We start from the raw sequence: 25,767 nt of genomic DNA on the forward strand, positions 1-25,767 counted from the left end.
GATGAAAAAGCGATTATTTCTTGCTCTGCTCTCAGGTATGTTACTTATCTTTGTATCAGCCTGCGGTTCTGAAGCCGGAACATCAAACATTAAATTGGCTGAAGTGACGCGTTCAATCTTCTATGCACCACAGTATGTTGCGATTGAAAAAGGCTTTTTTGAAGAGGAGGGAATCAATATTGAGCTTCAGACAGCATGGGGTGGCGATAAAACCATGACGGCCCTGCTGTCAGACGGTGCAGATATTGCACTCGTCGGATCGGAGACATCCATTTACGTTCATGCTCAAGGATCAAAAGACACCGTTATAAACTTTGCTCAATTAACTCAGACAGACGGAACATTCTTGGTTGCCAAGGAGCCAAAACCTGATTTCAAATGGACAGATCTAAAAGGCAGTATATTCCTGGGGCAGCGTATAGGCGGTATGCCGCAAATGGTTGGCGAATACGTTTTAAAACAGCATAACATTAACCCACATGCAGATTTAGACTTGATTCAAAATGTTGATTTCGGCAATATTCCCGGTGCATTTGCCTCTGGTGATGCTGAATATGTCCAGCTGTTTGAACCAACCGCCAGTAAATTTGAAAAAGAAGGAAAAGGTCATATAATTGCCTCATTCGGTGAGGAATCCGGTCACGTTCCATATACGACTTTTATGACTAAAGAAAGTTTTTTGAACGATGACCCTCAAACAGCCAAGCGTTTTACTAAAGCCGTTTACAAAGCACAAAACTGGGTTCAGAAAAACAGCGCCCAAGACATTGCTGACGTGATACAGCCTTATTTCGAAGACACGAAAAAAGATATGCTTGCAGCTTCTATTGAGCGTTATAAAAAACAAGAATCGTTCGCCACTGATCCCATACTCGACAAAGAGGAATGGAATAATCTGAAAAACATTATGAATGAAGCCGGGGAGTTACCGGAGGATGTTCCCTATGGAGATCTTGTCAACACTCAAATTGCTGAGGAAGTCATAGGTAACTAAGGAGGGGCATGTATGTCATTTCTTACCTTGGATCATGTATCACATCATTATTTTTCCAAAAAAGATTACACAAAAGCACTGGATAACATTTCCTTTACAATAAAAGAAGGCGAATTCGTTGCGCTTCTGGGTCAGAGCGGGTGCGGCAAATCAACGATACTTTCCATCATTGCAGGTATTATTAAACATACTGCCGGCGAGATTTATGTCAATGAACAACCTTTGCATGAGGCCGATCTGGATATCGGCTACATGCTGCAGCAGGATTATTTGTTTCCATGGAAATCCATTATCGATAACGTCCTGCTTGGACCAAAAATCAACCATGATAAGACGAACGACACAAAAGAAAATGCAATGAATTTACTGAAACAGGTAGGATTACCCGGTATTTCGGAAGATTATCCGGATTCTCTATCGGGGGGAATGCGGCAGCGGGTTGCCCTCGTCCGCACCTTAATCACCAATCCGCGAATATTATTACTGGATGAACCTTTTTCAGCGCTTGATTATCAAACAAAATTAAAACTGGAAGATCTGGTGTGGGATTTGCTCCGTTTATACAGAAAAACATCGATTCTCGTAACACATGACATCGGTGAAGCGATTGCGATGAGCGACCGAATTATACTAATGAATGCAAATCCGGGTTCAATTGCCGGAACTTTTGAAATCCCCTTGGAATTGCGCGACGAAAAGCCTTTTTTGGTACGCCGGCATCCGAAATATCAAATTTTATTCGATAAAGTTTGGAAAGCGTTAAATAAAAATGAGACACAAACACTGCAATCCAAGGTGGTGGAGTCACCAAATGAAACATGAGTCCGATCAGAAGCTGTTTGAAAATTACCAGCGAAAGGTAAAGCGCGAAAAGAAACTCGTTTTTATCTGGCAGATTGCCATATTCGTTTTGTTTTTCGGATTATGGGAACTAGCCAGTCGCATGTATTGGGTTGATCCTTTAATATTCAGTTCACCTTTTGAAATTTACACGGTACTGTCAGAAAAATTCTTAAATGGATCGATGCTCACTCATCTCCAAGTGACATTGACTGAAACGGTTTTAGGATTTCTGATTGGCACCATTATGGGTATTATCATGGCAACTGTGTTATGGTCATCGAAGCGCTTCTCCGATATCATGGACCCTTATCTGGTCATCATGAACGCTATGCCTAAGGTTGCGTTGGGACCCATAATCATCGTTGCAATGGGACCCGGCTACTTATCTATTATTACTATGGGCGCCATCATCTCGGTAGTTATTACCACGCTGGTAGTCTATTCCGCATTCAGAGAAGTCGATCAGAACTATGTGAAAGTACTGAAAAGCTTCAAAGCATCGCGCGGTCAGATTTTTAAAGAAGCTGTTTTCCCTGCTGCTATTCCGGCTATGATTTCAACACTAAAAGTCAATGTAGGGCTTTCCTGGGTTGGTGTCGTGGTCGGGGAATTTCTCGTATCTAAAGAAGGGCTCGGGTATTTAATCGTTTATGGCTTCCAAGTATTCGATTTTTCACTTGTTATGTCAAGTCTGATCCTCATTGCCATATTTGCTGCAGTTATGTATAAAATTGTGGAGCGTATTGAGTCTTTTCTGATTAAACACAGCCGATAAATTTAGAAAAACTCGGCATCCGCCTCATCTTAGAGCGAATGCCGTAGCTTTTCTTATAAGGTCAACCATCATTTATACTTTCTGACGTTAGAACAAAGAGGACGGGAAAGTTATTCCCCGTCCCCTGTTTTATCTGTTCTGATAAATGTCAAGCAATACTTTAAAACGTCATCCTTCATAATAAAGCTGTACTGCATATTCCGCTTAACGTTCATAGGAATACTGGAAATTTGGACCGGCCCTTCCGTCTCGTAGTATGTGTCCTGTGGCATCAGTTTGTCTATCGTTGCAAAGTAGACATTTTTTGTAATCTTGCCACCTTTCCCGGCGACAATGTATTGTGCAATATACCGGATGGACTTAACTGTTCCCCCTGTTTCTTCCATCACTTCCCGGACTGCTGCTTCTTGTGCGGTTTCATTTTTTTCTACCTTGCCGCCCGGAAATTCGATTCCGCGCTCCTTATGTTTCGTCAACAGCCATTTGTTCCGATAGCAACAAATAATCCATACGTGTTTCGGATTCCGTGAAAAAGGATGATTATCAAATGATAGGGTTACTTCATTGCGGTAATAATCTGTAAATCGATACATGTTTTCAACTGCTTTCATCTTTCATTGATTTTACTTATGAGTGATATCTGATATTTTCCATTGATTATTCACCCATGTGAATTCAAATTCTACAATGTAGGTTCCATACAATTGTGACGTGTTCTTCTGATTCACGACTACTGTGTTGTCGTCTTGTTGTATCATATCATAGTCATTATTCTCTTGAAACCATGGCGGTGTCTCAGTCGGTTTAATATACAAACCGTCTTCCTTTTCATTAAAATAAAAATCGATATACCTAGCAGCCACTTCTTCAGATGAGATCTTTTTAAATTCATTCAATAATTCTTCTTTGGTATCATAGCGTATCACCTTGTTGTCATCATTAATTTCCTGTAAAAGCTTATTCATAAACGAACCTGTCAGAGATACTATCTGTTTATGGGAAATCTCTTGTTTATCGTCTGCTTTCCCAACCGCCTTGCCAGACACATCCGACTTCGACATTTCGTGACTGTCTGACGACTTATTGGCTGAGACAGTTTGCTGTGACGTATAAGGAATACCTGATAAAGAAAGTATGATGACAATTCCAAAAACTAAGCTTATATACTTGAAGCCATTGTTGTTCGTCATATATGTTTCTCCTCTCAGTTTAATTGATAAATTTCTCTTTGCTATATTATTCCACCTTTGCAAACATGATTAAACTTAAAAAACAGAGATAAGATCAATTTCTTACCCCTGTTTTTGGTAACGTCAGAAAGTATAAATTGTGGAGGGCTTTATAAGAAAAACCTCGACACTCGCTATAACACGAGGCGAATGCCGATTTTTTCTTATCACAGCCGATCATCTGTTAATATCCCTATATCCTCAATATGTTGCTTTGTTTCGTTATCACCGAGATCATAAATAATTTGAAATGCTTCTGTCACTCCGGCATCGTAATCATCATTTGCCTTATCATTATGATACGGCATGATCGGTACATGAGCCCGAAAGAAAGCACGCATATCTGAATCACGCATCCTATTCAGCTTACCCCTCAGTGCACGAATCTCGTCATCGGACGCATAAATAATAAATTCATCATTATTGCCGAATTTAGTTCGTGAAATTTCCTGACTTCCTAAATTGACATAATATTTGTCTTTCATGGTAACACCTCCCGCTATTAATTTGCCTCAAACGGAAGGATTATATAAGCAAATCTCACTGGTTAGTTCAGACCAGCGGGATTTATTCAGTTCGCAGCAGTCTGCTGCAAACCGGTTTTATCAGCAAATATACAGCGCCCTCTTCCATGCGGGATACACATCGGTGTCCCGAACATGGGATCAAAGGTTACATCACACTTCATTTGAAATACTTCATGCACCAAATTGCATGTCACAATTTCTTCCGGCCGTCCCTGTGCATAAATACCTTTATCTTTAATAGCAACAATATGATGGGCATAGCGACAGGCCAGATTTAAATCATGCAGTACCATAACGACCGTACGCCCGTCCCTTTCATTCAAATCAAACAACAGGTCAAGAACATCAATCTGATGAGTCATATCAAGATATGTTGTCGGCTCATCGAGCAGGATAGTGTCCGTTTCCTGCGCAAGCGTCATAGCAATCCATGCGCGCTGCCGCTGTCCTCCCGATAACGAATCAACCGGACGATCTTTAAATTCCAGCATATTCGTTGCATCAAGTGCATTATGGACGGCGTTTTCATCTTCTTTTGACCATTGTTTCAAAAAACCCCGATAAGGGTGCCGGCCTTGCTTAACCAGCTCCATTACACTCAGACCATCAGGTGTTGCTGGCCCTTGCGGCAAAATAGAAAGTTCTTTTGCCACATCTTTCGTGCCCATTTTGGCAATATTTTCCCCATCAAGCACTACACCGCCGCCTTTTGGTTTCAGCAAGCGCGCCAGTGAACGTAGCAACGTGGATTTTCCGCAGCCATTACTGCCAATAAAGACTGTGATTTCCCCTTTAGGAATATTTATGTTTAAATCATCGATTATGACGTCGTCACCATATCCAAGTGTCAAATCCTTCGCTGATAGCGTCTGCATCGGAACCTCTCCCTATGCTTAACTTAATATATCACACGCATTTTATAAACGTATATAACATTTATATGTTCTATTTTACAGTTTAATTAGTTTTCAGCTGTAAGTCAATGACTTTGAAAATCATTATCAGTAAGATGATCTTTTAATTGATGCCGCACTAATTTATTTGATGCGTTTCGAGGCAATTGATTTAAAAAATAAATTTCTTTTGGTACTTTATACTTGGCAAGATGTTTTTCGGCAAATGTTAGAATATTGTCCGCTGTCAATACAGTCGAATGCTCGACTGCAACAAAAGCTACCGGAATCTGTCCCCATGTACCATTAGCCTTACCGATAACTCCGATGTCACGGATCCCTTCCATCGCCGAAAGTGTTTTTTCTATTTCACTCGGGTAAATATTTTCACCGCCGGAGATAATCAAATCCTTTCGCCGATCCACGATATATAAAAACCCTTCCGCATCTGTATAGCCCAAGTCACCAGTTGCTAGCCATCCGTCTTCCAATGATTTTCTGGTCTCGTCTGCGTTATTGAAATATCCCTTGGTAACCATCGGTCCTTTAACATATATTTCACCAATTTGGGCTTTTGGAGCATTAATTTTCAATTGGGCCGGAAATAACGGTTTGCCGGATGAGCCAATTTTCTCCAGAGCTTTTCCAGGACTGAGGGTTACAATCTGCGACGACGTTTCCGTCATGCCGTATGATTGAAAAACAGGGATTTGATAGTCCTTTGCCTTCTCAAGCAATGATTCAGGGGCTGGTCCGCCTCCCAGAAGCAAGCATCTGAGCGTTTCGGGATAACGGTCATCACCCAACTGACTGATCAGATCCCTGAGCATCATTGTAACAACAGATGCAATGGTGACACCTTTTTTCATCAGTGCCTCATGAAACTGATGTTTATCATACTTCTCAAGCATAAAAACCGGAATCCCATAAATGACACTCCGTAACAGAATTGATAAACCGCTGACGTGAAACATCGGCAGAGCCGCCAGCCACTTATCATGTTTGCTGAGACCAAGGTTCAGCATTGAGCCTACAGCGCTCCACCAATGGTTGCCATATGTATGCATAACCCCTTTTGGAAAACCAGTCGTTCCGGAAGTGTAAATAATCGTGAATATCTCATTTAGATGTATTTCCGAGCTAAGTTCACTTTGTGTTCCATGGAGATTCCAGACATCAGAAAATGACGCTATCTTTGAGTCAAGCATCTTTTCGTTATCCTGCGTAAGTACGAGTTCAACCCCGGCATCGTTCAGTTGATAATTCAATTCTTTTTCTGTGAGGCGGACATTAAGCATAACGCCCACAGCTCCAAGATAGCTTAACGCGTGTATGGCGATCACCATATCGATATGATTTGTTGAGAGAATGCCGATTTTAGCCGATTTCCGTACTCCCAAAGTTTGCAGTTTACGGGCGAATGACTGGCTTTTTTCTTTTAGCTCCAGAAACGTATACGTTGTCCCATTCGTTAATTCAATGGCTGTTTGTTCTGGTGCAAGATCAGCCTGTTTTGTCAGCCAGTGTGGAATAATTTCAGTCATATCAACTACCTGCTTTCGTAATTAAATTCAATGCTAACAGCAAACGCTTAGAAAAACTCGGCATTCGCCTCGTCTTATAGCGAATGCCGAAGCTTTTCTTATAAGGTCATCCATATTTTATACTTTCTGACGTTATTAGAAAAACTCAGGCCTAGGAGGCTTGGACAAAAGTAGTTTTGATAAGGAAAAATCCGAACTAGTTAGAGTATATAACCCGCTACGGGAATATACTTCGCGCACCTTAAGGCGGCTGGTGAACCTCCTCGTGTTGACGCACTGCGGGGTCTCACCGAGGCCTTTCCTCCCGCGGAGTCTACGTATATTTCCTCCGCTTAAGCGGATTATCGTTCGTCTTTAGCATTGTATATCTTAATTATGTCTAAGACTCCTAGAAGTCTTATAGCGGGGACCGAAGTTTTTTTATAAGGTCATCCATCATTTATACTTTCTGAGGTTATAAATCGAAAACCTTTGCTGTACAACAGCAAAGGTTTTCGAAGTTTAACTATTACGGAAAACGCGGGAACTGTTTGAAATCCGGCTTCCGTTTCTCTTTAAATGCGTCACGGCCTTCTTTTGCTTCATCAGTTGTATAATATAGTAATGTTGCGTCACCGCCCATTTGCTGAAGGCCGGCAAGTCCGTCTGTATCCGCATTGAACGATGCTTTCAGGAAACGAAGAGCAGTAGGCGATTTCTCAAGCATTTCCTCACACCATTGCAATGTTTCATCCTCTAGTTTATCAAGCGGCACAACCGTATTTACCAATCCCATTTCATATGCTTCATCAGCAGTGTACTGTCGGCACAAATACCAGATTTCCCGTGCACGTTTATGACCGACCATGCGTGCAAGCATGCCGGCGCCATACCCTGCATCAAAGCTTCCCACTTTCGGACCGGTCTGTCCGAAAATGGCATTATCAGCAGCAATCGTCAGATCACAAACAACATGCAGAACATGACCGCCACCGATTGCATAACCTGAAACCATGGCTACGACGGGCTTCGGAATCGTACGCATCAGACGCTGCAAATCCAAAACATTTAAGCGTGGTACTTGATCATCACCAACATATCCGCCATGTCCTCTTACAGATTGATCACCTCCGGAACAAAACGCCTTATCACCTGCGCCGGCCAAAATGATAACACCGATCGAGGAATCATCACGTGCATCCGCGAATGCGTCAATCATTTCGTTGACAGTAAGCGGCGTGAACGCATTACGTTTTTCCGGACGGTTCATAGTCACCTTGGCGATGCCATTTGATTTTTCGTAAATGATTTCCTGGTACTTTTTTGCTTCTTCCCATTGTACAGTCATTATACTCCTCCTTTAATTCATGGCCAAATACTATGTTTAGACAGATTTCAAGAATCCAGTTACTATTTTACCAAAAATCGACGGCCGTTCCACGTGAATTGCATGCCCGGCATGTTGAACGGTTGTGTGCTCGGCTGATGGAATAAGTCTTTCCATCATTTGATTGATTTCAATGAATTTTTTATCATACTCCCCGGACAGAAGTAAAACCGGTGATGGTATACAAGGAAGCTCTTTTTGCCAGGGAGACTGTGCTCCTGCCCCCATAAAACGTAGAGACTCCGAAAGTCCGCCCGGTGAATGTGACAGTCGCTCATGACGGATTTCTTCCCTTATTGATTCAGGCAAATGCCTCTGCGACTCAAAAAGCGGGAGCTTCTCCCAATAATCAACAAATGCTTTAATGCCATCGGATTCAATCCACTCAGCCAATTTCACATCCTGCTGATGCCGCTTCTTCCGCATTTTTTCATCATCGATTCCCGGCGAGGCGCTTTCCAATGTCAGGGACTTTATCCGTTCAGGGTAATACATTGAGAATGACAATGCCGTCCGCCCCCCCATCGAATATCCTATAAGGTGTACTTTTTCCAAATACAGCTCATCCAGCAGTGCTGCTAAATCCCTGCAGAAATTCTCCATGCTTTTGGCTTGGCCCGGTCTTGTTTTGCCATGACCAGGCAAATCAATTGTGAGTGTCTGAAAATCTGGCATCCACTCCACGACAATTTTTTCCCATGTTGCACCAGTTCCAGTGAAACCGTGCAATAGCACAACCGGCTCCCCTTCACCATTGAGTTCATACCAGTACTGTATACCATTCACTGCCAAAAACACATCATCATTCCTTTTTTTAATTTGCGAAAACTTATCTCTGTTACATGAAGGACAAGAGTGAATCTTCAATTTGACGCCATTTTTCACGATGCCATTTTAAATTAATTGATCGGTCTGTTTTTACCTCTATGACAGACAAACCGTTATAATGGTAACTTTTCTCCAAGGCTTGCTGCAATTCGGCTTCATTCGCAGGCTGTTGATAGGTACCGCCGTACATGCTAACTGCCTGCTCAAATTCAAGGTCAAGCGGTGTACCGAATAGCGCTTCAAAATGCGTTTCGTGGTTAACTTGCGGCAAAAATGAAAAGATACCTCCACCATTGTTGTTTACAACCAATATCGTGATATTCAGACCATAATATTTAGCAGCCAAAAGACCGTTCATATCATGGAAAAAGGATAAATCACCCAGCAATAATGTAACAGGGGCGCCAGTGGAAGCAGCTCCCATTCCACTTGAAACCATACCATCGATTCCATTGGCTCCCCGGTTTGACAGGATCTCAAGTGACTTAGAGGAAGTCACAAAAAATGTATCCAAATCTCTTACGGCCATACTGTTGCCGACATAGATGATGCTGTCATCGGGGGTCATCTCCAACAGACAGCGGACAGTTCCCCCTTCTGTGACGACATACGTATCATCAGTATTCATTAAATAATCTTTAGCAATCCGATTCATTTCCTGCCAAGTGTGCAGCCAGTCCATATCGAATGGGTCCCCATTCGTTATCTGCGCCATATCTTTGCACAGTAATGTCGCATCCGCGTAAATCATTTCAGTTTTATTACCCGCGGGTTCACGGTATCCGGCTGTGTTTTCCACGACAAATTGAGGGATGCTGCCATTCTCTTTAACATAAAAAAGATATGGTTTGGAAACGGGCATCGCTCCAAATCGAATGATAAAATCCGGCTTCAACTGTCCCCTAATGGATTCATTTCTTAAAATTGCATCATAGCTTTCAATAATTAAATCCTTATGATGCTTACCTGCTCTCACCTGTGATAATGGGTCGGCAAGAATCGGTATCTGCCATTCTGCCGCAAGTTCGGTTACCGCAGCGGCAAATGTCGGATCCGGTTGTGGACCACAAACAATCAGCCCCTTTTGAAATGACTGCAGTTTGTTGCAGAGCTCTTCAATCTGTTCCTCATCAAGCCTCCGTGTCCCTTCACTTCTAGCATAGAATGGCCCCTTGTTCCTATCTCCCCATAAATTACCCAAAGAAAAATCAGGGATCAGCGGTTCGCGGAAAGGGAAATTCAAATGAACCGGCCCGGGATTGCCTTCATTTGCAGTATTAACCGCTCTGGATGCTTTACTGCGTACATAAGCCAGCATTTTTTCGTCTGCTTCAGGCAATGCCATCTCATGAAACCATTTGGCATAATCAGCGTACAGTTTAATTTGGTCGATCGCTTGAGGCGCCCCGGTATCGCGTAATTCATGGGGACGGTCAGCAGTCAGTACAACCAGTGGCACACGGCTGTAATATGCCTCGACGATTGCCGGAAAGTAATTGGCTGCCGCTGTTCCGGATGAACATACAATAGCGACAGCACGCTGTTTCTTCTTTGCCATACCTAACGCAAAAAAAGCTGCTGAACGCTCATCAATAATAACCCAATGGTCCAAATTGGGATGCTCAGCTATCGTCATCGAAAGCGGCGTTGAACGTGAGCCAGGGGAAATGATGACATCAGTCAGCCCGCTCTGGGAAAGTTCGTCTACGAAATTCGCCGTGAAGCGTGTCAGTTCTTCTGTATGATCCATTGCTTCACCCTCCTAATACAGACAACATCGGCATAAATTTAATATTTGTTTCATCGTATTCTTCTTCCGGATCTGAATCCCTTACGATACCACAGCCGGCAAACAATGAGACTTGATCACCCTGGACCAGGCCCGATCGGATGCCTACCGCAAATTCGCCGTTGAAATTACTGTCAAGCCAGCCGACCGGAGCACCATACCAGCCACGATCCAGACGCTCATGATTGCGTATGAAAGCAAGTGACTTTTCCCTTGGAACACCGCCAAGAGCTGGTGTCGGATGCAGTTTGCCAATAATGTCAAAAATACTGTGCCATTTCCTCAGCGTTGCTGTAACAGGCGTGTACAAATGTTGGAGATTTTTTAACGGATAGATAACAGGCTTTTCCGGAACGTCTACGTTAAAGCAGTAATGATCCATTGACTGCCTGATCATTTTCACAACGAAGTCATGTTCACTTCGGTTTTTTTCGTCATGCAATAACGAATTTGCAATTCTGGCGTCTTCTTTCTGCGTTTTCCCGCGCGGAGCGGTCCCTGCAAGACAAGTGGACAAAACTTTATCCTTATCCTGCTTGACCAGCCGCTCAGGGGAAGCTCCGAGAAAGCAATCCTCGCCTCGTTCAAATGCAAACACATAACTGTTGGTCTGGGTTTCAATCAACCCACGCAAAATCGGTGTTATGTGTGCCTCGTCTGACAGTTTCACCTGAAGTTCCCGTGCCAGGACAATTTTATCTGCGTGATGTTGCTTTATATAATCAGCAGCACATTTGACGGTCTGTTTCCATTCACTAGGAGCAACGTCCTCGGTTGATTTGATACTGAGCGCCCTAGGGAGACTAACTGAACTGTCAAGCAGCGTTCTTTCCATCCGTTTCATCCGTTCGGCAAGCTGTCCCGGATGATCATCTTCTCTTACCCGAATATTAATGGTTAGATAACAACTATCGTCGTTCTTTGTTAGAATAAATTCAGGAATTATAAACGAAAGATGGCTGAAGTTTTTCCATCGTTCTGATTTATGTTCCGCACGATCAAATGACATCCCGCCAAGTGTCAGTAGTCCAGTGCCAGAAGTCTTATAAGGATTGTGGATAATTGCCTCAGCAAGCAGATTTTGCCAATTTTCTTCCATTTGTTCAATCGTCTTGGCCCCATCCGCCAAATCACATGCACTGCCTGCGCCGACAATATAGAACGTCTCAGCTGTTGCTGACCAAAAGCTTCGATTCATCGCTAGTTGTTCTGCCGCTTCAAAGAATCGCAGCGGATTTATATCATGTATTTTTTTCGTCATACTCAACAAGGGTGATGACTGATTGTTTTTTGCTTCATTTATAGCTCGGTCAAGCATTGATTTAAGGGATGTTTCTTTTACATCTATCATCTGTTTTAACCTCCGTACCATTATGCCCTTACAAAGTATCACATCTATTTTATTCTTTTTTTACTGGTTCCTCAAGAAAATCTATTTAATCGTCTTCACTTGCAGATTTTTCCCGATTGACACCCCTTAATCAATTGCCTAAACTTATAGTGACACGTATAAAGGAGAGGGGAATTTTGAGTACCACAACATCCATAAAAGAAGAACTTAATGAAAGAGGCGGTCTCCAGATCTGGTGGCGGCTTTTGCGGCCGCATACGCTGACTGCCTCCTTTATTCCGGTATTTGTAGGAACAATGTTTGCGCTCACCAGTCATGAAATAAATCTATTATTATTTTTTGCAATGCTATTGGCCTCCATCCTAATCCAATCGGCGACAAATATGTTCAACGAATATTACGATTTCATACGAGGACTGGACAATGAGCAATCAGTTGGTATTGGCGGAACCATTGTCCGTGACGGCATTGCCCCTAAAAAAGTGCTGGGATTGGCGTTATCATTTTTCGGAATTGCTATCATGCTCGGAGTGTACATCTGCTTGGAATCAAGCTGGTGGATTGCTGTCATTGGTTTATTCTGCATGCTTTTCGGTTATTTGTATACGGGAGGACCTTTTCCGATTGCTTACACACCATTTGGAGAATTGTTTTCCGGTTTCCTTATGGGAACAGTAATTATTGGCATCAGTTACTATATCCAAACACAAGTCATAACAACGTCTGTCATTTTGATGTCTATCCCGGTTGCCATTTTTATTGGTGCTATCATGCTGTCCAATAATATTCGTGATCTGGATGGCGATAAAGCAAACGGACGAAAAACGATAGCCATCCTGCTTGGCAGACAAAATGCTGTACGCTTCCTGGCAACAATGTTTATTATTGCCTATTTACTGACAGCAGCATACATTTTTACAGGCGTTCTACCAATATGGTCTGTACTAGCATTTTTAAGTATTATAAAGGCCACTGACGTCATCAGGAAATTCCAGGGTAAAACGAAACCATTGGAGATGATGCCGGCAATGGCTGCAACAGGCAAAACCAATACATTGTATGGCTTGCTGCTGGGCGTTTCACTCTTAATCAGCAATTTTATCTAATTCAAGGAGATGACAATGATTGGACTTCGAGAACACATTAATGGAAACCCTTGGGATTGAAATCGTAACACTTGAAAAAGACCACGTAGTCATGAACATGCCAGTTGATCACCGGACACATCAGCCTGCCGGATTCTTGCATGGCGGCGCTAATGTCGCCTTGGCAGAATCAGTTGCCAGCATGGGCGCATTATTGAACATCGATCAGGAAGAGTTCATTCCATTTGGCATGGAAATTAACGCCAATCATATCAAAAGCAAACGCAGCGGTATTGTAACGGCCACGGCAGAACCTGTCCACAAGGGCACGACGACAATGGTATGGAATATCAGGATAACCGATGAACAGAATGACCTGATAGGTATATCACGCTGTACAATTGGTATCGTTCCTAGGAAAAGAAAGGAGTAAATCCATTGTTAAACGAGGAAAAGCAAGAACACTTCAAAAATCTGCTGCTGGAAATGAAAAACGAGTTAGAATTGAAAATGAAAACAGAAGATGAATCAGGCCCAAATGATGCTACCGGCGATTTGGCCGATTACGACAATCATCCGGGCGATATGGGTACCGAACAATTCGAACAAGAAAAGGAAGCCGGAATGAACAGAGCAAGGTCTGAACACCTTGACGAAATTAAATCTGCGCTTGAACGCATTGAGAATGGCACATTCGGGATAAGTGAAAAATCCGGAAAACCTATACCGGAAGAGCGGCTTAAAGCCGAACCAACAGCAAGATACCGCGTTGACGAACAATAACGACATGACTCTCCCGTGTGACAGTTTTTTTATTAAGGCTCTTTTTATCCTCCTTTTTGAACACGCACTAATAGCCTACGTTTAAAATTATAGTAAAATGGGACTGCCTATAAAGACAGTCCCGATTTACTGTAGTTAAGCTGCCATATTTGTTTGTTTTTGTTCAATCCAGGTTTTCATTTTAATAAATAATGGAACAAACAATGCACCAATGACGATGCCTTTTATAAGATTGAACGGGAATATACCGGCCATTACTGCAGCCCATTTCACAGATTCTCCAGCCATTTCGGGTGCTCCGATAAACCATGCGTATGCCGGTAGTATCACAAAATAATTGAGCACACTCATGCCAAGCGCCATAATGATTGTTCCGCTTACCAATCCGGAAATAATGCTTTTCGTCCCTTTATATCTGTGATAAAGAAACGCAACAGGTACAACAAACATAATGCCTGCAACAAAATTTGAAACAACGCCAATCGGATCGCCTGCACCTGAAATAATGAGATACAACAAATTTTTGATCCCTTCTACAGCAACTCCGGCTATAGGCGAAAAGATTAACGCAGCGATCAGTGCCGGCACTTCACTGAAATCAATCTTTAAATATGGCGGCAGAAAAGGCAATGGAAAATTCAAGAAAAACAACACGAGTGAAATCGTTCCTAATAATGCCACAATGATAAGCTTCAGCAAAGGTGATGATTGATCATTCTTTTGCAAGTTCATTTCCTCCCTCATCCTGATCGATTCACATCTTTGATTGTTGATGAAGGGTGAGCCGTCTGTTAGCAAGCTGCCACAAACCTAAATAATATTTTTAATCCGCCTGGGCAAACCCGCATTCCCAATATAAAAAACCCTAAAACCTATTCGGGGCTTTAGGGTATCATTTAACAGAAATATCAAGGTACATAAGTACACCAATTTCTCGGCTTGTCATCTTCTCCCATCCAGACTGTAACTGTCGGTTCCGGACTTACACCGGATCCACCGCTGTTCCTTGATAAAGCGGGTCACGGACTTGAAGCACCTTACGATACTCCTTACCGTCGGTCGGGAATTGCACCCTGCCCCGAAGATGTAGAATCGATATGTTATTTTAACTACATTATACAATGAAGAGGTGCATTTGAAAAGAGATAAATTCCGTTTTCTTAAAATAGTCAGTACGTATTGTTATCATCTACGTGATGTATCCAGGAATACAAAAAAATCAGAAAGACTGTAAAACATAAAACACCCCGAAGTGCGGCATCAGATACCCCGGGGCGTTTGTTTATGACAAGTCCAAATTATTCATCGTCAGTATTTATGAATAATTTGCCTTCTGCTGTCTGACGTGTTTCGTTGTCAAATGCATCGACAACTTTCACTTCAATGGCGGCTCCTTCTCCCACAACATTACTAGTAGCCGTCCAGTAACCGACATAGTGTCCATCTTCCATTTCCATCAATGGCAGTTCAGTTGCATTGGATAGCCTGGAAGTGGCATTTGTCAGTGGCATATGGATGAAGAATGTCGCATCTTGTCCCGGTTCACTATCAAATTCGATGCGTACACTTTCACCGGCTGCCAAGTTCTTGTCATGAGTCGGTGTTAAATTCTCAATTTTAGGTGCAACAAAATCCACATCTATTTTAGCCGTTTCTATTGCGGTATTGCCTGCCATATCAGTAGCTGTTACGTCAATTTTATTTTCGCCATTGTCGAGCAGGATCCGCTGTGAATAAGAACCATTCTCAGCTACATCCGTTTCGCGTCCATTGACATCAACCGTGTCAAGGTTGGCATCTTCAACAGTTCCCTCAACAGTTACGGTTTCACGATTTGTTTTATCCCCATCTTCAGGATTTTCAACCGTTATCTCAGGGGCAGCTGTATCCAATGTCACAGTAATAGGCTCTGACTCACCTGTTTGAGCCCCGTCCATCACCGAAACCGCTTTGAGTTCATTTGCGCCCTCAGTCAGGTCTGCCGGGATTGAAAATTCACCGCTGTTACCAACCTCAGCTGCACCAGTTTCCTCACCATTATTCAGCAGCTGAACCGTCGTCGTTGGCGAAGCTGTTCCTTCAACCGTCACACTCGACCCGTTCGTTATCAGCCCTGCTTCCGGTGCAGTAATAACCGGAGCTTCAACCTCATAGCTGACGCGTGAGCGGATCATATAGTTCCCTTCATCAGACGGCGACTGTGACCAAGTACCGCTGACCTGCTGATAACTGCGTTCAGCATTTGGACTGCTTTCATCCGTTGCAAGTCCAGGGACGTTCGGGTTGTCACCTGTTTGAACATACACCATATAGAAATCGTCATCTACTGTGATGTTATGCTCACTCAAGTCAACAACTGTCCACTCATCAAGATCCCTGATGGCTTCTGCTTCGACAGGACCTGCGATTTTCTCACCAGGCATACCGTCTGTTCCGGAGGCATCCCATACTTCAACCGCAAATTCAGTACCACCCGGATTCGGGAATTCCGTGTTATAGAATTGGAAGACGCCATCTGTTACAACAGCTGAGTCTTCTCCCCCTGGCAGGGACATTTTAACGGCCCATTTGTTGCCTGCATCATAATATGCACGGGCGTTTTCAACAGTGCCATCGTCATAACCAATTTCGCCGCCAGGATACGTGTAGAAAGGTTCTAATGCGATGTCCTGTTCTACTTCATCATCAAGCATGATATCGACTTCTTTACTGTGATAATCGGCTGCCATCACTTTTAACGTATAGGTGCCCTCATAGCCTGTGATCGAATAGTTGCCATTTTCATCGGATTCAACAGGAGTCACGTTTGCATCCTCTTTAAGCAAAACGGTAGCCCCTTCAACTGGTTCACCTGTTTGTTCATCGGTAATGGTTCCTGACACTGTTGCCTGCGGTACTTCATCAAGCGTGAAATCGGCCTGCACTGTGCTATCGGCCTCTAGTGTAATGTTTTGCGCTTTGGATTCAAACCCATATGACTCAGCTTTCAATGTAAATGTACCGGAAGCATGAGACATTGAATACTCACCTGTAGCCGGGTCAGTTGCGACCGATCTGCCGCTCTCCAACACACTTACTTCAGCGTTCATCGGTAGCAAATCAGGATTTACATTACCTTCTTTTGCAGGTGGTGCTTCTTTTTTCGGTAAAGCAGGTTTTATTTTATCCGGATCCACCTTTTCTTTTAAACCGGCTTTTTCACCCGACTTGATAACACCTAATCCCAGACCGTTTCCGTTATGAATACCGGTGAATAAACGATTATTGTTTCCGCTATTCTCTTTCTCTTTTCCATTCTTGCCTTTGGATACCTTGCTGCTCTGTGAAGTATCCGATAAAGCAGCATCATCGATATACCAGCCATCACGTGTAACACTTCCGTCCGTTGTCACATTAAAGCCAATATAGATGCGCTGACCGCTGTATTCTGACAAATCAACTTCAGCACTTTCCCATCCATCTGTTTTACCTTCCACTTGCATTAACTGTGTCCATTCCTCCTGGTCTGTTGAAACAAACACATGCCCAAAGTCATATGCTCTACCTGAATCATATTTTTCAAGGTTATACCATTGTTCAAATTGCAGATATGCTTCACCCTCGGGCATATCAATTGGCGGCATAACAAGTGTCGCATTCATATCACTGTTATAGTCGCCATCCAGCCCAGTGGCATAAACATTTTCTCCTGATACTGCCTTACCGGGTCCGGATGTTGGCGCCCCTAACTCCCAATTGCTGTTCTCGCCAAATATGGTCCAGCCTGCCGGGGTGTTTTCAAAATCCTCTGAATAGCCGGTTGAAATTCCCGGTTTTACCTTAACGGTATAATCATCGCTCGTCACATCATTGTTACCAAAGTCGCGGATAGTCCATTTGTATGTCAGCGCATCTTCAGTGATTTGCTCACCTGGAATCGTTGCCAAATACGCACCTTCTTTAAAATCGCCGGATACACGGTCAGCGTCAATCGTCTGCCACTCACCGTTTTTATCTTGATATTGCAATTCGACCGATGCGACACTGATATTGTCACTGGCTTGAACATTCAAATCGAGACCCATTCCGGCATATGTTTCAGTCGGTGCAGTATGATCAAAGACAGGTGCCTCATTGTCTTCTCCTTGCTTTGTCACCTGACCTTCAATCGTACCAATTCCCTCTTGCAGAGCAGAGACAGCGTCGTAAGCATTAACCAATCCGTGGCCAAACCCATTATTCGGGGACTCAGGATACGTCCCATCGGTTAATGGAATAGCCGAGTTCATCAAAACCTGCTCCATTTCATCAACCGTAATGCTGCTGTCCACTTGACGCAGTAGCGCAGCAACCGCTGAAACAGCCGGCCCTGCCATTGATGTCCCGCTCATTGAACCATATCCATCACCCGGTACAGAGGATCGGATACCTGCACCCGGAGCGGAAATATCCGGTTTGATTTCTTCATATGGTGAAGGGCCTTCTAATGAAAAACCGGCTAAATTATCGTCACTGTCTGTTGCACCTGTTGCGAAAGATTCCGGATAGTTTGCAGGTGCTGCAACCGATCCCGGACCGCCGGGATTACCAAGGCCAGTATTACCAGCCGAAAATTCAGGAAATATTTCAGCAGCCCGCCAGTTAATAACGACATCCCGATACCACTCATCGAGACCCGGTCCGCCACCCCATGAATTATTAACAACATCCGGCGCCAAATCGGCACGCGCATTTCCTCCCGAATCTGTCGGTGCCATGATCCACTCAGCAGCTTCGAGAAGATCCACGTCAGTTCCGCCGGCTTCAGTAAATGCTTTCACTGAAATAAATTCAGCACCCGGCGCAACGCCGACCTGGTTAGAACCATCTGTTTCATGACCTACCATCGTACCGGTAACATGAGTTCCGTGTCCCAAGTCATCATACGGCTCCGATTCGCCTGCAGTAGCATCAAACCAGTTATAATCGTGATCAACATCACCGGTTGATGCGTCAAAGCCGCGATAGCTTTCTTTAAGAGCTGGATGATCCCATTGAACACCTGTATCGATACTTGCCACTACCGTTCCGGAGCCATCGATACCCATTTCCCATGTTTCCGGTGCGTTCACACGCTCCACATGCCATTCAACATTAGTAATCTCGGATTCCGGGGTCTTGGCATTTTTCGTCTCAGGTTTAAACAATGTCCGCGTTTCATTCGGCAAAATCTTCTCAACTTCCTCAAAACCAGCAATGTTTTCAGCAACTTCCTTCGTTGCTGTTACAGCCATGCCATTCACAATATGATAGGAATGGACATTCGCCGCATTGCCTTTATCAATTTCCTTTTGCAAGAATGCTTTGACCTTCCGCTGTGATTCCATTGCCGTGGATTTCAGTTCCGAAATAACTGCAGAACGCTGCATGAATTCAGCTTTTTGTCCAGTCAAGTCAGCAGATTCGGCTTTTTTTACGGCTCTTTTCGCTACCTTCATGGAATCTGCCTTTTCTTTAAATTTGACTAAAAATGTTACCTGTTCACTGTCTTTGAACTGCTTCTGAAGCCGATCGTTAACCTTCTTTGCAGCAATTTCCCGGGAGTTTTTGAATGCTTCATGTGGCTTGTTGTTTTTCTCGGCCGATTCGGCAAAAGCCGTTCCGGGAGCCATCAATGAAAAAACCATCAACATGGATGCCACAATACTAAAAGCTCTTATTTGGCGCTTTTTCCTTGGCATACTTATTCCTCCCCTTCAGATTTTTTGGAAGATGTTCCCGCAGATTGTCAATGTTTGAATTTCGGATCTTCTGCAGCTACCCTCCTTTCCTAAATAGTGTCTATGTCCATCATTGATGTCTGCATGGGGTGCTAATCTATGATGTTATTGTCACTATAATAGATTCACAGGAAAAATTGTGTCGAATAGTGTCGTTTAATATCAAAATATTCTGAATTAATTATAAAGTAATGCTCATGCTATTTCTTTGCATCGACTAAAGTACCATTATTTGTAATATTTTAATTGCACATTCCTTCTTTACCCTTGATGTAACAATACTTCAAATATTACAGGTTCATTTCACCCATGGCCACCTTTTGTAATATAAGCAAAAAAAATGGGTAAATGACCCTACTAAAAATCATGTAAACTTTTTATTCATCTGAATTTCCCATAAATTAACATTAATTTGTACCTATTTAAGATAAAAAAATATGGCATACACGTAAAAAGAGCTAGAAATCAGTCAGTTCATATCAGTACTTAATGACTAAAAGCCCCAAACCCTGGTTCGGTTTGAGGCCACATATGTTTTATTCGATTCTAATCGAGCGGATTCAAACTTTCTTCTCCGGTAAGGTTGCCTAACATCGTTACCAAAAGTTCTATTTCTTCGTCAATATCTTTCAGACTGGATGTTTCTACCGGCGAGTGCATGTACCTCAATGGAAGTGATACGAGCGATACTGGCACGCCTGGCCCGGTCATTCGCATGCGATCTGCATCTGTTCCTGTCATCCGTGGTGTCAGTTCATACTGTACTTTCATATTCAATTGACGGGCGGTTTTTTCCAGTAATTGATTGATTTTGATGTTGACCGGTGCCCCTTTTGCCAGAACCGGGCCATCCTCAAGTCTGACATCGCCATGTTTGTTTTTATTAACGGCGGGATAATCGGTAGAAAATGTGACATCACAGGCAATTGCCATTGTCGGTTCCAAGCCTGCTGCTGCAAAATAGGCACCACCCATATTTGTTTCCTCATTAACAGTACTCACCGCATAAACACCGACATTACAGCCTTTTTCAGAAAGTTGTTTTAAAACTTCGGCAATGATGAAGGCTCCTGTCCGATTGTCAAGACCACGGCCGGAAATGTAGCGATCCATCAATACTTCCGGCTCTGTTTTGTAAACAGCCAAATCGCCAATCTGAACATATTTCTCCGCTTCTTCCTTTGATTTATATCCGCAGTCAATGAATAAGTCCTCCAAGTTGAAATCGTCTTTTAGACCGCCATGATGCTGCGCATTCACACCTATAACGCCCGTTGCCCGGTCATTAAACCCAAGGATTGTGACCTTCATGCCAACGGCAGCCTTAGGGTTGATGCCACCCATTTTATCAAAATGTAAAAACCCATCATCATCAATGCGGTTTATGACAAGTGCAATTTCATCACAGTGGCCTGCAAGCAGTACTTTAAATGGTGCGTTGGGATTTAATACACCAATGGCATTTCCTGCATTATCCGTTCTAATTTCATCAGCAAAATTTTTTACGTAATTTATCCATTTCTTCTGAATTGCCATCTCTCTGCTCGATGGCGAGGGCGTATTTAAAAGTTCCATCAAAAATTCCCTGTTCCCCTGATTCATAACAAATACCTCCTTGGTAAAATAACCACGTCAATCATAGCAGATTTTCTGAGAAAATGCGTGAAACAGTGAATCGAACGCTTTATTACACATCACAACTGGATAGACCAAACGCTTTTGTTTACGGAGATTCGGTGATTGGGTACACTTTACTCAAAAGTTTAATAAGGAGTGGTAGACTGTATGAACTTGAATCAATGGTTTGAAAAAGGTATGGATCCAGACATCTACATTGAGTCTATGGATGAAAACAAAGAAAATCTGTTACACATTTACGATAACTTTACACCACCTGCACATGAAGACTTTATAGAGCGGCTCGCAAAAAAGAACTTACGCGTTATTGTTCTGACAGAAGATTGGTGCGGCGATGCCATGTTGAATATCCCAATTTTACTTCACATAGTGGAACGGGCTGATATGCCGGTCAAATTTTTACTGCGCGATCAGAATCTTGAACTAATGGATCAATATCTGACGAACGGAAAATCACGCTCCATACCCATTTTCATTTTTATCGATGATAAGGGAAATGAAGTAGCTAAGTGGGGGCCCAGAGCCGACAAAATACAAGAATTTGTCGATGAATCCACAAAAAAACTGCCACCCAAAAAGAATGAAGACTACAAAGCAAAAGCAAAAGAAATGTATCTGTTTATTTCAAAAACGTTTAAGGATAATCACGATTTATGGCAGGACGTTTATGCGAGTATACAGTCCACAATCGAAGACAGAACAGACCTTTAAACGGCTGGTGCGTATAAGTGTTCACTCCCTTTGCCAATACTAACGATGTGGGACATGATTTAATCAGTGGGAAGGTTTTTATCTCCCACTGCCCATTATATGCGGAAGATAAATTGTTAGAGGCAAAGGTGACAGATATGAATCTTGAATCATTTAAGCATGTCTTCTATCGGATGCCAATTGTTGTCAGGCTCCTGCTTGCCGTATGTGTGATTATGCTGTTTTTCGGCACGGTCATCCACCTGATAGAACCCCGGGAATTTCCATCCGTTTTTGACGGTGTATGGTGGGCTTTCGTTACAGGTGCCACAATTGGCTACGGTGATTATGTTCCGATAACAATAACCGGCCGAATTGTTGGTATTTTACTCATCCTCTCCGGCGGCGGTATGCTGACCTTTTATATTACAACTCTGGCAGCATCAACGATTAATCATGAAAATGATTTATCAAAGGGAAAGGTGTCCTTTAACGGCAAAAACCATATTGTTATCATCGGCTGGAATGAACGCACCAGACAGTTGATCGATATGATTGCAAGCAAAGATACCCATCAGGAGATTGTCATGATTGACCGCACACTCAATGAACTGCCATACCAGCATTACCCTGTCCATTTTATCCACGGTGAACCAAGTGAAGATGCTGTATTAGTCCAGGCAAATATTGAAAAAGCTGAATCCGTCCTGATCAGTTCGGGTATAACAACCGAAGAACGCAAAGCTGATATTAACACAATTCTGGCTGCCGTCGCTATACGGGGGAATAATCAGGATGTACAAATCAATGCGGAAATCCTAACCATCAGTCAGGTTGAGAATGCGATTCGTGCCGGTGCTGACACCGTCATAAGTTCGAATGATTTTATGAGTACATTGTTCTATCATGAACTTTTCCATAAAAAAAACACACCCCCATTCGAAACTGTGTTAACTCTATTGAATGAACAGCAATTTTCCCATATCAAATTGCCTCAGGAATTGGAGGGCAGTTCGTACAAAGAGGCTGTCATATTCTTTTTGAACAGTGATGAACTGCTCCTTGGTTTTATCCGTGATGGTGACTGGGTCATGAATCCATCTAAAGAGATAAGCCTGGACAGTGATGACACACTGATTATTTTATCCGCCTGGAAATAGAAACGGCATCACCTTCCCTTTCTCCTCACCAACCATTGTTTTTGCCCAGATTCAATATTTATGCTAGAATGTTTAAATGTGTAAAATGAATCGAAAAAATTATAGGGGTGTTCAGCATGATAGACAATTTTGAAACAGGTCAAATCTTAGAAGGCAAAGTCACCGGAATTCAACCATATGGCGCATTTGTTGCCTTGGATGATGAAACGCAGGGACTCGTCCATATTTCCGAAGTTACAAACGGGTTCGTTAAAGACATTAATCACTACCTGTCAGTCGACGATGATGTTAAAGTAAAAATATTAAGTGTGGATACAGAAAGCAATAAGGTATCATTGTCAATCCGTGCAACACAGGAAGCGCCAAAGAATCAGGAAAACAGCCAAAAAAGTGCACCAAAGCAGCAGCAGAATGATACAAGCACAGGGTTCAATACGTTAAAAGACAAACTCGACGAATGGATCAAACAATCTGAAGAGCGCGAAGGAAATTTTAAAAAGTAGTGACCTGGAGAGGAGTTTTTTCATTACATCAACGTGGAAAAGCTTCTTTTTTTGTAATATCAGAAAGTATACATTATGGTTGACCTTATAAGAAAAGCTTCGGCACTCGTTAAAGAGGAGACGAATGCCGCGTTTCTAATAGAATGTCTATTCTTGATTCAGGTTGTTTATTAAAATAGAATGATGAACGAAGGAGGATATCATGACACATATCAATTTTTCGTATAATTGGGCATTGAATTTCTTAAGTCAAACAGAACTAGATTATCTTTCAGAATACGTTGAATCGGCACATCATCACCTTCACCAAAAAACAGGTCAAGGTCGGAATTTTTTAGGTTGGGTGGATTTGCCGGAAAATTATGATGAGCACGAGTTCAGCCGTATCAAATCAGCGGCTGAAAAAATAAGAAAGGATTCGGATGTGCTGCTCGTCATCGGCATCGGCGGATCATACCTTGGCGCAAGGGCAGCGATAGAAATGCTGAACCATTCATTTCAAAACCTGCTTTCCGGTGAACAACGCGATGCACCGCAGGTTTTGTTTGTTGGCAACCATCTGAGCCCGACCTATATTAATGAATTATTCGATGTTCTTAAAAACAAAGACGTCTCCGTTAACATTATTTCGAAAAGCGGGACGACGACCGAACCCGCAATAGCTTTCCGCATTTTCCGGAAATTCCTCGAGGAGAAATACGGGAAAGAAAAAGCTAAAGAACGAATCTATGCGACAACGGATAAGGAAAAAGGAGCATTGAAAGACGCTGCCAATCAGGCAGGGTATGACACGTTTGTAATTCCCGATGATGTCGGCGGACGCTATTCAGTCCTGACAGCAGTGGGATTACTGCCGATTGCGGTTAGCGGTATAGCAATCGAAAATATGATGCAAGGCGCAAAAAAGGCTATGCATGATCTGGCAGAACCATCACTTGACCGTAATCCAGCCTATCAATACGCCGCTGTACGGAATATTTTATACAACAAAGGCAGGAATATTGAAATGCTGATCAACTATGAACCCCATCTTCAATATTTCAGTGAATGGTGGAAACAACTTTTCGGTGAAAGTGAAGGCAAAGATCATAAAGGCATATTCCCCGCTTCAGCCAACTTTACAACCGATTTGCACTCACTGGGGCAATACATTCAAGATGGAAAACGCAACCTATTTGAAACGGTCCTGCGTGTGAACAAGCCAGGTAAGGATATGACCTTGGAAGCTGACAATGACAATGCAGACGGCCTCAATTATCTGGCTGGAAAATCCCTTAATGAAATCAATGTTAAAGCATACCAAGGCACCCTGCTCGCGCATACTGACGGCGGTGTTCCGAATCTTGTAATTGAAGCTCCGGCACTCGATGCGTACACATTTGGCTATCTCGTTTACTTTTTTGAAAAAGCATGTGCGGTGAGCGGCTATCTTCTGGGGGTCAATCCCTTTGACCAGCCAGGTGTTGAAGCTTATAAAGAAAATATGTTTGCTCTCTTAGGCAAGCCTGGGTTTGAAGATAAAAAGGAAAATTTAGAGAGACGTCTGTAAAATGGTTGATACAATCCTCAAAAGGCGGACAAACAGCGGATAAATATCCCACTTTTAGAAAAACTTGGCATTCGCCTCGTCTTATAGCGAATGCCGAAGCGTTTCTTATAAGGTCACCCATTATTTATACTTTCTGACGTTATTAGAAAACTTGGCTTATCGCCAAGCTTTAATGGCGATAGCCTTAGTTGCACTTATGCAGTAAGAAATAATTTATACTTTCTTAACTGCCAAGAAAAATATCTCACCTTTTTTGTCAGATTATGTTTATATTTTTAATGACGGGGTAATACTATAACTGTAAGACTTTCTCGTATTCCCCCTGTAAGCAAGGCGATAAAGCCTTGCTTTTTTTTATCAGATAAGAAAGTATAAAATTTGAGAATATCACAATACCCAATACTGTGTGTTTTTGCGCACCCCGCTGTTGGGCAGTCCAGGTAGTCCGAATCCACATGATAACTTTTAAGTGTCGTAGCCGG

General features: G+C 42.8%; 23 protein-coding genes and 1 riboswitch. Of the genes, 10 read left to right on the plus strand and 13 right to left on the minus strand.

From position 1 onward, the window contains the following. The first annotated feature begins 1 nt into the window (after position 1). Genes IEW67_RS11350 through IEW67_RS11360 form a run of 3 tightly spaced genes read left to right on the plus strand, consistent with a single transcriptional unit; the run spans position 2 to position 2,612 of the window. Positions 2–994, plus strand: a complete 993-nt coding sequence (locus tag IEW67_RS11350) for an ABC transporter substrate-binding protein (RefSeq protein WP_188633192.1) — start codon at positions 2–4, stop codon at positions 992–994. Positions 995–1,006: 12 nt separating this feature from the next. Beyond that, complete coding sequence (locus IEW67_RS11355; protein ID WP_188633193.1) at positions 1,007–1,816, plus strand: ABC transporter ATP-binding protein; 810 nt, start codon at positions 1,007–1,009, stop codon at positions 1,814–1,816. After that, positions 1,806–2,612: an ABC transporter permease gene (locus IEW67_RS11360; RefSeq protein WP_188633194.1), complete on the plus strand. Its 807-nt coding sequence runs from the start codon at positions 1,806–1,808 to the stop codon at positions 2,610–2,612. The genes IEW67_RS11355 and IEW67_RS11360 overlap by 11 nt, the downstream gene beginning before the upstream one ends. Before the next feature lie 110 nt (positions 2,613–2,722). Here the strand turns inward: IEW67_RS11360 and ytkD are convergent, their stop codons facing one another. From ytkD to IEW67_RS11405, 9 genes are all read right to left on the minus strand, one after another. Continuing rightward, positions 2,723–3,205 (minus strand): RNA deprotection pyrophosphohydrolase, encoded by a 483-nt coding sequence (ytkD, locus tag IEW67_RS11365; RefSeq protein ID WP_188633195.1) that lies wholly within the window; start codon positions 3,203–3,205, stop codon positions 2,723–2,725. Positions 3,206–3,235: 30 nt separating this feature from the next. Beyond that, on the minus strand, positions 3,236–3,802 hold the full coding sequence (locus tag IEW67_RS11370; RefSeq protein ID WP_188633196.1) for a hypothetical protein: 567 nt from the start codon (positions 3,800–3,802) through the stop codon (positions 3,236–3,238). A gap of 206 nt (positions 3,803–4,008) precedes the next feature. Continuing rightward, a complete protein-coding gene (locus IEW67_RS11375; RefSeq protein WP_188633197.1) occupies positions 4,009–4,326 on the minus strand; it encodes a hydrolase in 318 nt (105 codons plus the stop codon). 86 nt (positions 4,327–4,412) lie between these two features. Then, positions 4,413–5,243, minus strand: a complete 831-nt coding sequence (locus tag IEW67_RS11380; RefSeq protein ID WP_188633198.1) for an ABC transporter ATP-binding protein — start codon at positions 5,241–5,243, stop codon at positions 4,413–4,415. Between the two features lie 104 nt (positions 5,244–5,347). Continuing rightward, positions 5,348–6,805, minus strand: coding sequence for an o-succinylbenzoate--CoA ligase (locus tag IEW67_RS11385; RefSeq protein ID WP_188633199.1), 1,458 nt, complete (start codon positions 6,803–6,805; stop codon positions 5,348–5,350). Positions 6,806–7,313: 508 nt separating this feature from the next. Continuing rightward, positions 7,314–8,132, minus strand: coding sequence for a 1,4-dihydroxy-2-naphthoyl-CoA synthase (menB, locus tag IEW67_RS11390; protein WP_188633200.1), 819 nt, complete (start codon positions 8,130–8,132; stop codon positions 7,314–7,316). Between the two features lie 36 nt (positions 8,133–8,168). Continuing rightward, positions 8,169–8,969 (minus strand): 2-succinyl-6-hydroxy-2,4-cyclohexadiene-1-carboxylate synthase, encoded by an 801-nt coding sequence (gene menH, locus IEW67_RS11395; protein ID WP_188633201.1) that lies wholly within the window; start codon positions 8,967–8,969, stop codon positions 8,169–8,171. Between the two features lie 40 nt (positions 8,970–9,009). Further along, positions 9,010–10,749: a 2-succinyl-5-enolpyruvyl-6-hydroxy-3-cyclohexene-1-carboxylic-acid synthase gene (gene menD / locus IEW67_RS11400; RefSeq protein ID WP_188633202.1), complete on the minus strand. Its 1,740-nt coding sequence runs from the start codon at positions 10,747–10,749 to the stop codon at positions 9,010–9,012. Positions 10,750–10,753: 4 nt separating this feature from the next. Continuing rightward, a complete protein-coding gene (locus IEW67_RS11405) occupies positions 10,754–12,139 on the minus strand; it encodes an isochorismate synthase (protein ID WP_188633203.1) in 1,386 nt (461 codons plus the stop codon). Positions 12,140–12,315: 176 nt separating this feature from the next. Here IEW67_RS11405 and IEW67_RS11410 point away from each other — a divergent pair, with 176 nt between their 5' ends. The 3 genes from IEW67_RS11410 to IEW67_RS11420 are packed head-to-tail and all read left to right on the plus strand — an operon-like array spanning position 12,316 to position 14,007. Further along, positions 12,316–13,245 (plus strand): 1,4-dihydroxy-2-naphthoate polyprenyltransferase, encoded by a 930-nt coding sequence (locus tag IEW67_RS11410; protein ID WP_188633204.1) that lies wholly within the window; start codon positions 12,316–12,318, stop codon positions 13,243–13,245. Positions 13,246–13,285: 40 nt separating this feature from the next. After that, positions 13,286–13,657 (plus strand): hotdog fold thioesterase, encoded by a 372-nt coding sequence (locus tag IEW67_RS11415; RefSeq protein ID WP_188633213.1) that lies wholly within the window; start codon positions 13,286–13,288, stop codon positions 13,655–13,657. 5 nt (positions 13,658–13,662) lie between these two features. Then, positions 13,663–14,007, plus strand: a complete 345-nt coding sequence (locus IEW67_RS11420; RefSeq protein WP_188633205.1) for a TraR/DksA C4-type zinc finger protein — start codon at positions 13,663–13,665, stop codon at positions 14,005–14,007. Positions 14,008–14,142: 135 nt separating this feature from the next. On the opposite strand, the gene IEW67_RS11425 is transcribed toward IEW67_RS11420, so the two are convergent. From IEW67_RS11425 to IEW67_RS11435, 3 genes are all read right to left on the minus strand, one after another. After that, positions 14,143–14,733: an ECF transporter S component gene (locus tag IEW67_RS11425; protein ID WP_229671775.1), complete on the minus strand. Its 591-nt coding sequence runs from the start codon at positions 14,731–14,733 to the stop codon at positions 14,143–14,145. Between the two features lie 214 nt (positions 14,734–14,947). Beyond that, positions 14,948–15,097: riboswitch (FMN riboswitch) on the minus strand. Positions 15,098–15,305: 208 nt separating this feature from the next. Next, positions 15,306–19,706: a S8 family peptidase gene (locus IEW67_RS11430; RefSeq protein ID WP_188633207.1), complete on the minus strand. Its 4,401-nt coding sequence runs from the start codon at positions 19,704–19,706 to the stop codon at positions 15,306–15,308. 585 nt (positions 19,707–20,291) lie between these two features. Then, on the minus strand, positions 20,292–21,347 hold the full coding sequence (locus tag IEW67_RS11435; protein WP_188633208.1) for a M20/M25/M40 family metallo-hydrolase: 1,056 nt from the start codon (positions 21,345–21,347) through the stop codon (positions 20,292–20,294). A 183-nt stretch (positions 21,348–21,530) separates the two neighbouring features. Here IEW67_RS11435 and IEW67_RS11440 point away from each other — a divergent pair, with 183 nt between their 5' ends. From IEW67_RS11440 to IEW67_RS11455, 4 genes are all read left to right on the plus strand, one after another. Continuing rightward, positions 21,531–22,094 carry a thioredoxin family protein gene (locus IEW67_RS11440; RefSeq protein WP_188633209.1) on the plus strand — a complete coding sequence of 188 codons (564 nt, stop codon included), beginning with the start codon at positions 21,531–21,533 and terminating at the stop codon, positions 22,092–22,094. Between the two features lie 113 nt (positions 22,095–22,207). Next, positions 22,208–23,233: a potassium channel family protein gene (locus tag IEW67_RS11445; RefSeq protein WP_229671777.1), complete on the plus strand. Its 1,026-nt coding sequence runs from the start codon at positions 22,208–22,210 to the stop codon at positions 23,231–23,233. A 116-nt stretch (positions 23,234–23,349) separates the two neighbouring features. After that, entirely contained in the window at positions 23,350–23,736 is a 387-nt protein-coding gene (yugI, locus tag IEW67_RS11450; RefSeq protein WP_188633210.1) for a S1 domain-containing post-transcriptional regulator GSP13, read from the plus strand. Between the two features lie 202 nt (positions 23,737–23,938). Further along, positions 23,939–25,285: a glucose-6-phosphate isomerase gene (locus IEW67_RS11455; RefSeq protein WP_188633211.1), complete on the plus strand. Its 1,347-nt coding sequence runs from the start codon at positions 23,939–23,941 to the stop codon at positions 25,283–25,285. A gap of 275 nt (positions 25,286–25,560) precedes the next feature. Here IEW67_RS11455 and IEW67_RS18180 read toward each other — a convergent pair. Then, the coding region (locus IEW67_RS18180) for a hypothetical protein (RefSeq protein ID WP_229671779.1) at positions 25,561–25,767 on the minus strand (207 nt) is incomplete at its 5' end.

It is taken from the genome of Lentibacillus kapialis, assembly GCF_014646635.1.
Lineage (GTDB): Bacteria > Bacillota > Bacilli > Bacillales > Amphibacillaceae > Lentibacillus > Lentibacillus kapialis.